This window comes from Bradyrhizobium algeriense, assembly GCF_003062295.1.
Lineage (GTDB): Bacteria > Pseudomonadota > Alphaproteobacteria > Rhizobiales > Xanthobacteraceae > Bradyrhizobium > Bradyrhizobium algeriense.
This window is the reverse complement of the sequence record NZ_PYCN01000010.1, coordinates 1-12,346: the sequence shown is the minus strand read 5'-3', so window position 1 is coordinate 12,346 and position 12,346 is coordinate 1. Positions and strand designations below refer to the sequence as shown.

General features: G+C 63.5%; 13 protein-coding genes and 1 pseudogene. 4 read left to right on the top strand and 10 right to left on the bottom strand.

Annotated elements, in window-relative coordinates; all coding sequences use genetic code 11:
* Positions 1 to 304: 304 nt before the first annotated feature.
* From C7G61_RS20005 to C7G61_RS19985, 7 genes are all read right to left on the bottom strand, one after another.
* On the bottom strand, positions 305 to 1,537 hold the full coding sequence (locus C7G61_RS20005) for an ABC transporter permease (RefSeq protein ID WP_108517470.1): 1,233 nt from the start codon (positions 1,535 to 1,537) through the stop codon (positions 305 to 307).
* On the bottom strand, positions 1,534 to 2,289 hold the full coding sequence (locus C7G61_RS20000) for an ABC transporter ATP-binding protein (RefSeq protein WP_108517468.1): 756 nt from the start codon (positions 2,287 to 2,289) through the stop codon (positions 1,534 to 1,536). Before C7G61_RS20000 ends, C7G61_RS20005 begins: the two co-directional genes overlap by 4 nt.
* A 10-nt stretch (positions 2,290 to 2,299) precedes the next feature.
* Positions 2,300 to 3,703 carry an efflux RND transporter periplasmic adaptor subunit gene (locus C7G61_RS19995; RefSeq protein ID WP_108517466.1) on the bottom strand — a complete coding sequence of 468 codons (1,404 nt, stop codon included), beginning with the start codon at positions 3,701 to 3,703 and terminating at the stop codon, positions 2,300 to 2,302.
* A 113-nt stretch (positions 3,704 to 3,816) separates the two neighbouring features.
* The gene (locus C7G61_RS47025) at positions 3,817 to 3,945 is read right to left on the bottom strand and encodes a hypothetical protein (RefSeq protein ID WP_274542279.1); all 129 of its coding nucleotides are present in this window, start codon (positions 3,943 to 3,945) and stop codon (positions 3,817 to 3,819) included.
* Positions 3,946 to 4,351: 406 nt separating this feature from the next.
* Positions 4,352 to 4,486: a hypothetical protein gene (locus C7G61_RS47020; RefSeq protein WP_274542278.1), complete on the bottom strand. Its 135-nt coding sequence runs from the start codon at positions 4,484 to 4,486 to the stop codon at positions 4,352 to 4,354.
* Positions 4,487 to 4,641: 155 nt separating this feature from the next.
* Positions 4,642 to 6,045, bottom strand: a complete 1,404-nt coding sequence (locus C7G61_RS19990; RefSeq protein ID WP_202975786.1) for an adenylate/guanylate cyclase domain-containing protein — start codon at positions 6,043 to 6,045, stop codon at positions 4,642 to 4,644.
* Positions 6,046 to 6,197: 152 nt separating this feature from the next.
* The gene (locus tag C7G61_RS19985) at positions 6,198 to 6,920 is read right to left on the bottom strand and encodes a sulfite exporter TauE/SafE family protein (protein WP_108517463.1); all 723 of its coding nucleotides are present in this window, start codon (positions 6,918 to 6,920) and stop codon (positions 6,198 to 6,200) included.
* A 93-nt stretch (positions 6,921 to 7,013) separates the two neighbouring features.
* Between C7G61_RS19985 and C7G61_RS19980 the strand changes: the two genes are divergently transcribed.
* Entirely contained in the window at positions 7,014 to 7,382 is a 369-nt protein-coding gene (locus tag C7G61_RS19980; protein ID WP_190241903.1) for a GFA family protein, read from the top strand.
* A 21-nt stretch (positions 7,383 to 7,403) separates the two neighbouring features.
* Here the strand turns inward: C7G61_RS19980 and C7G61_RS19975 are convergent, their stop codons facing one another.
* The gene (locus tag C7G61_RS19975; protein WP_190241902.1) at positions 7,404 to 8,132 is read right to left on the bottom strand and encodes an adenylate/guanylate cyclase domain-containing protein; all 729 of its coding nucleotides are present in this window, start codon (positions 8,130 to 8,132) and stop codon (positions 7,404 to 7,406) included.
* 165 nt (positions 8,133 to 8,297) lie between these two features.
* On the opposite strand from C7G61_RS19975, the gene C7G61_RS19970 reads away from it, so the two are divergent.
* Together C7G61_RS19970 and C7G61_RS19965 are read left to right on the top strand one after the other, a co-directional pair.
* On the top strand, positions 8,298 to 8,747 hold the full coding sequence (locus C7G61_RS19970) for a cupin domain-containing protein (protein WP_108517457.1): 450 nt from the start codon (positions 8,298 to 8,300) through the stop codon (positions 8,745 to 8,747).
* Positions 8,748 to 8,884: 137 nt separating this feature from the next.
* The gene (locus tag C7G61_RS19965; RefSeq protein WP_108517455.1) at positions 8,885 to 11,149 is read left to right on the top strand and encodes a fused MFS/spermidine synthase; all 2,265 of its coding nucleotides are present in this window, start codon (positions 8,885 to 8,887) and stop codon (positions 11,147 to 11,149) included.
* Between the two features lie 14 nt (positions 11,150 to 11,163).
* Here the strand turns inward: C7G61_RS19965 and C7G61_RS19960 are convergent, their stop codons facing one another.
* Positions 11,164 to 11,934, bottom strand: coding sequence for an exodeoxyribonuclease III (locus C7G61_RS19960; RefSeq protein WP_108517453.1), 771 nt, complete (start codon positions 11,932 to 11,934; stop codon positions 11,164 to 11,166).
* Positions 11,935 to 11,982: 48 nt separating this feature from the next.
* Between C7G61_RS19960 and C7G61_RS19955 the strand changes: the two genes are divergently transcribed.
* On the top strand, positions 11,983 to 12,204 hold the full coding sequence (locus C7G61_RS19955) for a cysteine rich repeat-containing protein (RefSeq protein WP_108517450.1): 222 nt from the start codon (positions 11,983 to 11,985) through the stop codon (positions 12,202 to 12,204).
* A 31-nt stretch (positions 12,205 to 12,235) separates the two neighbouring features.
* On the opposite strand, the pseudogene C7G61_RS19950 reads toward C7G61_RS19955, so the two are convergent.
* Positions 12,236 to 12,346: pseudogene (locus C7G61_RS19950) on the bottom strand (IS5/IS1182 family transposase); the annotation flags it as partial.

Here is a 12,346-nt window from a genome sequence, read left to right as displayed (position 1 = left end):
TTCTTGTGCGCGAGGTCACATGCGACGGCACCAGCTTGTTCGCCCTTGTCGCCTGACCGCACCGCGCCCGCAGCGGGCGGTCGGCAACGACTGCGCGGGTATTGTGCGTAGTCGACAGCAAGGTAGCGAGCGCGCCTGCTCTCATCGCCTTTAACCTTAGCACCAACCCGACGGACACTTAAGCCAACAAGTTGGTTGTACACGACGCGGTTCCACGGACGTGCGTGACAGGTTCCACGGGCGTGCGTGAAAGTTGGGCCCGCGCATCTCCAAACTATCGGACAGCACGAGGCTGGCCCGGCAATCACGCGTACCGCAACGCTTCGATCGGATCGAGCCGCGACGCGCGCAGCGCCGGAAACCAGCCGAAGAACACGCCGACGAATCCGGAAAACAGCACTGCCAGCACGATCCATTCCGGCTCAATCAGGAGGGGCCACTGGGCCAGGCTCGCGATTGCGCAGGCGGCGAGGATCCCGGTCAGAATGCCGATGGCGCCGCCAATGAGCGACAACGCGATTGCCTCGAACAAGAACTGTTTCAGGATATCACGTGGACGCGCGCCGATCGCGAGCCGCAGCCCGATCTCGCGCGTGCGCTCGGTCACCGACACCAGCATGATGTTCATGATGCCAATGCCGCCCACCGCGAGCGAGACCCCGGCGACGATCGCGAGCAGCAAGGCAAGCGTGCCCACGCTTTCCTCCTGCGTCGCCGCAATGTCGGCGAGGTTGCGGACCGTGAAGTCGTCGTCCTGCATCGGCTGCCGACGGTGACGCTGGCGCAGCAGCATCTTCACGTCGCTCTCCGCCGCGGCGAGGCTCTCCCCCTCGCGCACTTTGAGATAGAAGGAGTCGACCGAGCGCGAATTGGCTGCATTGCGGCCGATCACCCGCTGGCGCGCCGTGTTGAGCGGCAGGAGCACGACATCATCCTGGTCGTGGCCCCAGGCGGATTGGCCCTTTCTTGCCATCACGCCGATCACGCGGAACGGCACATTGCGCACCCGCAACTCCTGCCCGACCGGATCGAGCCCGCCATAGAGCGCGCGCGCCACGGACTGCCCAATCAACGCCACCTGCGCCCCGCGGGCGATCTCGTCCGGCGCGAACAGTCGACCCGATTCCACGTCCCATTCGCGCGCCTCGAACAGGCCAAGATCGACGCCGTAGACCAGACTCGACCAGTTGACGCCGGCAGCGATCAGTTGAGCATTTTCGCGAACGAATGGCGCGGCTACCTGCAGCAACGGCACTTCCCGCACGGCAGCCGCTGCATCCTCGTCGGTCAATGAGGAAGCGGAGCCTGAGCCGAGGCCCACGCCGGATTTGGTGATGCTGCCCGGCATGACCACGAGCAGGTTGGCGCCGAGGCTGCGGAACTGCGCCGCGACCTCCTCGCGTCCACCGCTGCCGACCGCCACCATCGCTATCACGGATGCAACGCCGATGATGATGCCAAGTATCGTCAGGGAGCTGCGCAGCTTGTGCAGCCGCAGTGCGTCGAGCGCAGAGATGCCCGCATCAGCAAACGTCATGCTGCCGTCTCCGCGAAGTCTGGCATGATCTCGACCGGGCTTGCGACCAACTCGGCGGCAGCATCGTCCGGGCGCTGTAGTCTGTCACTCAGCACGCGACCGTCGCGGAAACGCACGAGGCGCGACGCAAACCGCGCCACCTCGGGTTCGTGGGTGACGACGACAACGGTCGTCCCTTCATTGTTCAGCTCCTGGAACAGCGCCATCAGCTCGAGCGAGGTGCGGCTGTCGAGCGCACCGGTCGGCTCATCGGCGAGCAAGAGCCTTGGTGTGTTGACGAGCGCGCGGGCGATGGCGACGCGCTGTTGCTGGCCCCCCGAGAGCTGTGTCGGCTGATGATGCAGGCGCTCGGCGAGGCCAACGCGGGTGAGTGCGGCCGCGGCTTTGTCGCGTCGTCGCCTGCGGTCCTCGCCGGCGTAGATCGTCGCTAGTTCCACGTTTCCAAGCGCATCAAGACGCTCGAGCAGGTTGAACTGCTGAAACACGAAGCCGATCTTGCGGTTGCGCACGGCGGCGAGCGCATCGCGACTCATCGCCGACACTTCCTCGCCGCCGAGGCGGTAGCGGCCGGAGGTCGGCCGGTCGAGGCAGCCGATCACGTTCATGAACGTTGACTTTCCCGATCCCGACGGACCCATGATGGCGGTGAATTCGCCGGCCGCGACCGAAAGCGTCACCTCGCGCAGCGCATGCACGGCTTCGTCGCCGAGCCGATAGACGCGGGTGAGCTGCTCGGTCTCGATGAGCGACATGGTGTCCTCTCTACAAGCTGCCGGGTGGCGTGGTCTTCGCCTCGGCGGTGCGCGGTCCGCCGCCGATGATCACCTCGCGGCCGGGCTCAAGGCCTGATACGATCTCGGTTGCTGTTCCTTTGGTTGCGCCGATGCGGACCGTGACCCCTTGCGGCTTGCCGTCCGGCCCAACCACGAAGACACGCCCAGGCTGCGTCGCCCGATTGCGTTCGACGAGGGCGGCATTCGGCTCGCCGGACAGACTGCTTCCTTGTGACTGCGAAACCTGTGCGCCGGAGATGTCGCTGGTCGCCGGGGGACGCCAGCGCAAGGCGGCACTTGGGACCTGCACGGCCCCGTCGCGCCGGTCGGTTTCGATCCGCAGCGTGGCGGTCATTCCCGGCAGCAGCTCGAGACGCGGATTCTCGATCGAGACGATTGCCGTGTAGATCACCACGTTCTGTATGGTCTGCGACCCCAACCGCACCTGCTTGACGGTTCCCTCGAAGGTTCGCCCGGGAAAGGCGCCCACCGTGAACGTCGCGCGCTGGCCCGGCTTGATACGGCCGACGTCGGCCTCGTCTATATTGGCGGATATCTCCATTTGGCGAAGATCGTCCGCCACCAGGAACAAGGTCGGCGACTGCAGCGCGGCCGCGACCGTCTGACCAAGCTCGACCTGACGCTGAACCACCACGCCGGAAACCGGCGAGCGGATGTCCGTGTTCCGGAGATCGACCTCGATCTGTCTGACCGTGGCCTCGCGCGCGGCGACCTGCGCGGCCGCGGCTGCAAGCTGCGCCTCTGCCACGCGCTGATCGGCCTCGAGGCCAACGAGCTGCGCCTTGGCGGATTTGAGCTGCGCTTTCACCGAGTCGAGGCTGGCACGCTGGGCATCGCGTGTCGTCCGGGCCGCATCGTGCGTCGCCTCGGCGGTGACGCCGCGCGCGCGCAGCTCGCTCTGGCGCTGGTAAGTGCGCTCGGCGTCGGCGAGCAGCGCCCCGTTGCGGGCGATCTGCGCTTCGATCTCTGCCTCGGCAGCTCGGGCCTTTTCGGTGTCCGCGCGCACGCGCTCGATCTGCGCTTTCTGCACCAGCTTCTTGGCGCGGGCCTGCTCAAGATCGGCGCGCGCCGCATCGAGCTTGGCGAGGATCTGGTCCGAATTGAGCCGCGCCACCACTTGCCCCGCCTTCACATTGGAATTGTAGTCGGCAAGGAGCTCGACGACCTGGCCCGAGAGCTGCGAGCCGACGATGACTGTCGTGGTTGGATTGATGGTGCCGCTCGCGTTCACCGTGGCAACGATTTCGCCTTCGTTTGCCTTGGCGAGTCGGTAGGACGGCTGGGCCGGCGCACCGCTCCAGTGCGGAAAGAAATGGAATGTGCCCGCAGTGGCAGCGGCGATGGCAAGCAGAGTGATCAGCAGGCGGCGCATCTGTGACGCTCCCCCTCCATTTCTCTGGTTGAGTGACGCGTGATGGGTCGCGCTTGGCAACGGCGGCAGAGGCCGCCCGGCGGCGGGCGGCCTCTGCGTCTTGCTGCAAGCAATCAGAGCGGTACGTAATACAGAGGCACTGCCCTCCAGCTAAACCAGCCCGCCGACGCGGGGGCGGCGGCCGACATGGTCGCCAGAGCAAGGATGGCCGTGGCGAGTGCGATGCGGAACTTATCCGGCATGATGCTCTCCTGTTTTCGCTCATGCGAGCGACGTTAGGTTGCTGTCATCGGAGCGGCGTGATTGTCGCTCCTGTCTGCCGGTACGAATTCAGGGGCGGTCCGGATGCAGGCCTCGCGCATTCGTGAGCTGGTTGTGGGGTAGAGCATGATCCGGAAAAGTGGAAACCGGTTTTCCCTTAGCTAACAAACGCCAAGCGTTTGCGCAGAGATCATGCTCTCAAACATGTAATCGCATCACGATCTGCGCAAAGTCGCCGCGCCGCGCCAACCACGCGCACTGCTGCTGCTATTTTTGGAACGGCGTCGCGACGGCTCGTCCGGCCGCAAGCTTCGCTGTGGTCGCGCCTGGCGACACCTGCAGAGGCCGCCCGGCGGGCGGGCGGCCTCTGCGTCTCGCTGCAAGCGCTCAGTACGGTATGCCGTACAGAGGCACTGCGAACCAGCTCCAGTTAAGTATGCCCGCCGACGCGCTATCGACGGCCGACACGGTCGCCAGCGCCAAGGCAGTCACGGCGAGTGCGATGCGAAACCTATCCGGCATGATGCTCTCCCGTTTTCGCTCATGTGAACGACGTTAGGTTGCTGTCATCGGAGCGGCGTGATTGTCGCTCCTGTCTGCCGGTACGAATTCAGGGTACGGTTCGGATGCAGGCCTCGCGCATTTGTGAGGATGCATCCATCGCGCGCTTCAGGACCTCAGCAAGCGACGTTGGCACATGTCCAGATGCCGACCGGTTGTTCGAGACCGCGAATGATCTGTGCCGGCTGCTCGACGAGCGACGCGAAGTCGGCGCTCGAATGGTTCGACTCCGTCTGGGCGTGCCGCACCAGCGCGTCGCTGACCACGATGGCGCATCCGAACTCGCGGGTAAGCGACTCAAGCCGGCTCGCCGCATTCACGGTGGTGCCGATGACAGCGAATTCGAGCCGGTTAAGGCCGATATCTCCCAGCACGACCTGACCATAGTGCAATCCGACGCTGACCTGGATCGGCGGCTCGTTGCGATCCTTCCGTTCTCTGTTCAATTCGGCGATCGAGGCGATCATAGCCCTCGCGCAACGCAAGGCATTCAACGCATCGGAATCGCCGGCGAACGGCGTGCCGAACGTCGCCATTAGGCCATCGCCGAGATATTTGTCGAGCGTTCCGCCGTGCTGGAACACTTCTCTTTCCATGCGTTCATGGAATTGCCGCAGCGTGCCGATGACCTCCGTCGGGTCTCGTCCATCGGCGTAGGCGGTGAATCCCACGATATCGGCAAACAACACCGCGACGTCTTGCGTGCGAACCCGCGTGAGCGGCTCGTCATTGCCAGACAATTCGTTGACAACATTGGGTGAAAAATAACGCGCCAGGTTGGCGCGCTCGCGTTCGATTCCGGCGTGGCTGATCAGAAGCGCATTCGAACGGCGCACCATCAGCGCCAGGATCGCGGCGACGATGATGAACACGGTGACCTGCTGGAAGCGCGCGCCGAAGCCGATCGACGAGGGATCGATGATCTCGAACATGCGAATATCAGCGCCGACTGCTTCCCTGACGCGCTCCGACAGCGCGGCATGGCTTTCCGGCTGCAGGTACGCCCAACCGACCGCGACGGCCCACAGGGCCGAGGTCCAGAAGCCAATCGCGATCACCGTTCGCCACGAATAGGCGAGGGTGGCGGTGGCAAGGAAGATGAAGAAATAGATGAAGCTGTCGAACCGGAATTGCATTCCGATCGGCCAGTGAACGCTGCTCCATGGATTGGGTACGACGCTGAGGAAGGTCAGCAGCGCGAGGTCGCAAAATATCAGGAAAAGTTCGGGACGCGAACGGCCCACCTTGCCGACCTTGAGTTGGGCCCATCCGATCAGCGCAAAGAAGCCCAGCATCAGGACGTAATAGGTCACGTCCCAGTTCGGGTTGATGATCGGCAGGGTAACGGCAGTGATTGCCAGCGCGACCCAGCGGGCCCGGACGGCGAGCAGCAGTCCATCACGCTTGCTGTCGGCAAGGGCGGCTTCGGCGAATTTCAGGGTGTCCTGTCGGGCGTCGGCTCGCCCGGCCGTTTCGCTCCGGAGATTTGTGATATCAACCGCTTCCGCCAATGCGCTCAAGACACTCGTCCCCAAACTAAATGTATCGGATGATGCACTATGCCACGGCACCCGATGCCGTTCACGCTGACATGATACCACCGGAGGGCGTGCGCCCCTAGCCATTGAAAAAGCGAAGGGCCCGGCATCATCGTGGTCGGCAGCAGGCATTTCTATGAAAATGCCGTCCACAACAGGGTGAGACCGGCGACGAGCATGATGCCGTCCATCAGGAGGCGGAAGACGTCGGGCTTGAGATGCAGCACGAAACGTTTGGCGATGAAAGCGCCGAACATGAGGGAGGAGCCGGCGATCAGGCCCTTTAGCGCGACGTCCGGCGTCAGCGCGCCGAAGCGTTCGAAAGTAACCGACTTGCTCAGATAAAGCCCGAGCGAGCTTGCGGCTTCGGTGGCGAGGAAGGCACCTTTGTTCAGCCCGTAAAACAGAAACAATGGCACGCTGAGCGGCCCGGTCGACACCACGATGCCCGTGATATAGCCGATGATGGCGCCGCCGACCGCCAGGTGCCAGAGCTGCGCTTTGAGCTGATGGCGGGTCAACCAGTGCCGAACCGGCACCATCGCGATGAGAAACAGGCCGATCGCGATATCGACGGCGTGTGAGGGCAGCGCGAGCAACGTCCGCGCGCCAAGCGCAGCAGCCGGAATGCCAGTGGCCGAATAAGCAAGGCAGGCGCGCCAGTCGACCTCGCGCCACCACGCGAGAATGCGCGAGAAGTTCGCCATCACGGCCGCGACCGCCATGATCGGCACCGCTTCCTTCGGCCCGTATTGATAGACCAGCACCGGCATCAGCATGATCGACGAACCCGTGCCGACAATGCCTGAGATGGTGCCGGCGAGCAGGCCGACAATGAGGACGAAGAGGAAACCCAAGGTTGCTGTCTTTCGCGATTCCCTGATGCTGACATCATGGTGGCAGCAGGCTCAGGTTACGAGGTCTAAATGTCACTCGGAAAGGAGCCGGTCGTGCCAATCAAGGGAAGCTGCCATTGCGGCAACACACAATTCGAGGTGAACGAAGCGCCGTCTGATGTGACACGCTGCACCTGCTCGCTGTGTTCCAGGCGTGGCGCGCTGTGGGCCTATTACACGCCGGCGCAATTTCGCCTGACGTCGGCGCCGGAAAATGTCGCGATCTACCTGTGGGGCAGCCGCACCGTCAAACATCATTTCTGCGCCAATTGCGGCTGCGGCACCTATTCGGAATCGCCGGACTGGTCGACCGGCAAGCCGGACTTCGACAACCCCAAGGTCGGCGTCAATGCGCGGTTGTTCGATGATTTCGACCTCGATGCGGTGCCGGTGACGGTCATCGATGGCAAGAATCTGTGGTGACAGGCGGCCGCCGCGTTCGCGTCAGGCGGCGTAAAGCTCGACCGGGACGTCGAATCCCTTGAGCTGGAACGCCTTCGAACGACTATCCTTCAAATCTGGCTGAGCGCGTTCAAAGACGGCCTTGGTCACGAGGATCTGGTCGGCTTCGGCGACTGACTGGGCTCGGGAAGCGGTGTTCACAACCGTGCCGATCGCCGTCAGGTCGCGGTGCGATCGGCCGAACTCGCCAAAACTCAGTTCGCCGGAGTGGATGCCGATGCCGATCCCGAGTTCGCTCGCAGTGAGCCCGTGCGCGGCAACGAGAGCTTCCCGGCGGTCGCGCCAGTTCTTCTGAATGTCGCGTGCGGCGAGCACGGCGTTTCTGGCATGCGCCTCCCGCTTCAGGGGAAAATTGAAGACCGCCATCACGGCGTCGCCGATCGTCTTGTTGAGGAGCCCGTCATGCTCCCAGATCGCGCTTGCACATTCGTCATAGAATGCGTCGAGCAGGCCTGAAACGGCATCCGGCGACTGTGATTGCGACAGGCTGGTATAGCCCCGCAGATCGGCAAACATGATGGTCGCGTCGATGGTGATCTTGCGGGCCCGCATCACCTTCGTGAACATCAGCTCGCAGATGGTGCAGGTGTTGGGGTTCATCCGGCTCGGACGAACGCCGAACGCGCGGAAGGGCGCCGAGATCACGCCGCGAATCGGCACCGGCAGATGCATCTGCTCCCAGCACCCCTTACAAATTCGCGAATGTTGCAAAGCCGCCATTTTCGACCGTGATCCACGCGAGCGGCAGATCGGCTGATCCTACAGTCCGGAACAGGCGCGAGCAAGGCAGCAGCGCCGCAGCGCACACCTGCCGGCTGGCGGCTCAAGGCAAAGCTGCTAGGATCGCGTCAAAACAACCGGCAACGGAGGATCGCCATGGACGCCGTGACACCGAAGGGCGCGCAGACCGCAGACACGCATTCCCATCTCGTCCGCCCCGACAGCATGGAATGGCAGAAGACCCGTTTCCCCGGCTGCGAAGCCAAGACGCTGCTGTTCGATCGCAAGACCGGCCTGATGACCGCGCTGATGCGGTTCGCGCCGGGTGCGGTGCTGCCCGACCACGAGCATGTCAATATCGAGCAGACCTATGTTCTGGAAGGTTCGCTCGTCGACAAGGAGGGGCCGGCGCAGGGCATCGAATGCAAGGCCGGCGAATTCATCTGGCGCGAGGAGGGCAGCCGCCACGTCGCCTGGTGCCCCGAAGGCGGGCTGATGCTCGCGATTTTCCAGGTCCCGAACAAGTTCTTCGAGGCCGACGGCCGCGTCATCGATGCCGCCGGCGAAGATTGGGACGCGGCCTGGGGGCACACCAAAAAGGGCTGATTTCCGCTGGTCGAAACCGGGCGGCGGTCAAGGCGGCGTTTACCATGGCGGAGGCCGCTTCCCGGCGATCGGATTAAGCCTTTCTCAGGAGTCACCGGCTACCGTGCAACCAAAAATTGCCGGTGCTGGGGATATCGATGTCGCTCTTCAATGCTTTGGATCGGATCTCGCCTGTCGTTGATCGGCAGGCTGCGACAACTCGACTGACGTCATGGCTCTATGCCGCGACGTTATTCGTCTCGGCGCTGCTTCTGTTCTCGATCCAGCCGATGTTTGCGAAGATGGTGCTTCCGAAACTCGGAGGCGCGCCGGCGGTCTGGTCGGTCGCAATGGTGTTTTTTCAGACGGTGCTGCTGGGAGGTTACGCCTACGCCCATCTGTTGAACCGTCTGTTGCTACCCGGACGGGCGGTCATGTTCCATCTTCTGCTGGTCGGTGTAACCGCGATGATGCTTCCGATCGCGATTGCGCCCGAATGGGGTGCTCCGCCGCTGGATGGAACGGCGCTTTGGCTGTTCGGCCTGTTCGCGGCTTCCATCGGCCTTCCGTTCTTTACCTTGTCAGCCAGTGCGCCGCTGCTGCAAAGCTGGTTTGCCGCGAGCGGACATCGACAGGCGAGCAATCCATATGTGCTCTACGCGGCATCCAATCTTGGCTCGTTCGCCGCGCTGTTCGCCTATCCCGTCGTCATCGAACCGTTCCTGACGCTGAAAACGCAGACGGCGGCCTGGTCCATCGGGTTTGCGCTGCTGGCCATTCTCTTGAGTGTCGTCGGATTGGTTGCCACACGCGCGGAGCCTGCCGCGGCCCAGGCCGAAGTTGCGGATGATGTTCGCACGAGTGCAGGGGAGCGGATGCGCTGGATTGCGCTGGCCGCCATTCCGTCGGGTCTAGTCATCGCCGTTACGGCGTACATGACGACCGATATTGCTGCCGCTCCATTCCTCTGGGTGGTTCCGCTTGCGATCTTCCTGCTGACTTTCGTCGCCGTGTTTAGCGAGCGGCCATGGATCGCACATGCCAGCGTGGTCCGGTTTGTTCCGTTCGCGGTGGCGCCGCTCGCGGTGAGCCTGATCGGCGGGGAGAAGGTCTTTTGGCTGACCACGATTGCCCTCAATCTCGTCGCCTTTGCGCTGCTGACGCTGATGTGCCACGGCGAACTCTATGCCCGGCGTCCAAACCCCCGACGATTGACCGAATTCTACCTCTGCACCTCGTTTGGCGGGGTGATCGGTGGCGCCTTCGCGGGCTTGGTGGCGCCGCTGATTTTCAACGGCAATTACGAATATCCGATCCTGATCGCGCTGGCGCTGCTGTGCATGCCCGGCTTCTTCGCCGGCGGGCTACGCAAGGCGCTGACAGACGCGACGCCGTGGCTTCTGCTCAGTGCGGTGCTCGCGGTGATCTGGTACGCCACCCTCTTGCAGCCGCCAGCGACGCTGGAGCTGCCGTATCAAGTGCTGCTCGCGCTGCTGGCGGCCGCGATGCTGTTTCAACGGCAGCGGCCGATGCGCTTCTTCGGCCTGGTCGTCCTGAGTTTTACAGTGACCGCCCTGTGGCGACCTGGATTAGCGCCGATCGAAACGGCACGCAGTTTCTTTGGCGTCCATAAGGTCGCCGAGGTCGGCGACGGCAAAGCCCGCGTCCTTTATCACGGCACCACGATTCATGGTGCCCAGCGCTTGCGGAACGAGGACGGCACGCCGATCAGCGGTCCACTGTTGCCGCAGACGTATTACTATCCGGGAGGTCCGTACTCGGAGGCCATCGGTGCCGCGCGCGCTGTTCGCGGCAATCTGGACCACGTTGCCGTCGTAGGCCTGGGCACCGGTACGCTTGCCTGCCATCGCAAGGGCGGCGAGCTCTGGACGTTCTTCGAGATCGATCCGGAAGTAATTCGCATCGCACGTGATCCGCGTCGCTTCGAGTTCCTGTCACGCTGCGCGCCCGATGCGCCCGTGGTGGCCGGAGACGCGCGCCTGACATTGGAAGCATCGCATGACAGTTACGACCTGATCGTGCTGGATGCCTTCTCGTCCGATTCCATTCCGGTGCATCTGCTCACGCGTGACGCGCTTGCAGGTTATCTTTCGAGGCTTTCGCCGCACGGTGTTATCATCGCGCACATCTCCAATCGCTACCTCGATCTGGCGCCGGTGGTGGCGAACGTCGCTCATTCCCACGGGCTGGTCGCCTTCATCCGCGAAGACAACAGCGCCGGCGATCTGCTGACGACGCTGAAGGCCAATGCCCGCCTCGTGGTGCTGGCGCGCGACGCCGCCGATGCCGGAAGCGTCGCCGGAAACTGGACGCCGCTGCATCCAGACCCGGCAAGCGCGTTGTGGACGGACGACTATTCCAACATTCTCGGCATCATGCTGCGCAAGAAATTTGGCGGGTAGCGGCTTGCGGGCAGCTACTTCAGCACGATCCACGCCGGCGCATGGTCGCTGGCGCCTTCCTCGCCGCGCACCTTGCGATCGACGCCGGCCTTGAGCAGGCGCGGCGCTATCTGCGGGCTCAGCAGCAAATGATCGAGCCGCAATCCGGCGTCGCGCGGCCAGCGGTTGCGCTTGTAGTCCCAGAACGTGAACATCGGCTTTTCCGGGTGCAGGGTCCGGATCGCATCCGTCCAGCCCTGGTCCACCAGCGCCTTGAACGCCGCGCGGCTCTTCGGCTGGATCAGCGCGTCCTTGTCCCAGGATTTCGTCGGATAGATATCCGACACCGTCGGCGCGACGTTGTAGTCGCCGGCCAGCACCACGGGGATATCCTGCTTGAGCAATTTGCCGGCATGGGACCGCAGCCGTTTGAACCAGTCGAGCTTGTAATCGAATTTCGGCCCGGGCTGCGGGTTGCCGTTCGGCAGATAGAGGCTGGTGACGATGACGCCGTTGACCGCGGCCTCGATATAGCGCGCCTCGTCATCATCGCGATCGCCGGGCAACGCGGTGCGCGTCAACACCGGCTCGGCGTTGTGCGCCAGGATGGCGACGCCGTTCCAGGCCTTCTGTCCGCGCCACACTGCGCCGTAGCCTGCCTTCTCGATCGCCGGAATCGGGAACTCGGCGTCGGTCGATTTCAGTTCCTGCAGACAGACGACGTCGGGTTTGGCCGCGCGCAGCCAGCGCAACAGGTTCGGCAGGCGGCGGTTGACATTATTGATGTTGAAGGTCGCGATCTTCATGTAGAGCTAACCGGCATCACTGTGCTTCGCCTGACAGTTGGAGTCTCTATGTCGAAACTACGCTTCGCCGTTCTCGTGCTCGCCATCGGATGCTCCGGATCCGCGGTTGCGCAAACCGCCGACGGGCGCGGCGCCTGCAAGGCGGACTATGACAAATATTGCGCCGGCACGCCGCCCGGCGGCGGTCGCGTCGTCGCATGTCTGACCAAGCAGCAGAACCAGCTCAGCGACGCCTGCAAGAAGGTATTGGCCAGCCGGAAGGCGCAGTAAGCGCAGCGAACGCACTAGGTGGTGTGGACATTTAGCGGAGCCATAGGACGATGGCGGCGAGAGTAACGACGGCCCGATAGTTTCGGGCGGTCTTTTCGAAGCGGGTTGCGACGCGGCGGAACTGCTTGAGTTTTGAGAAGCA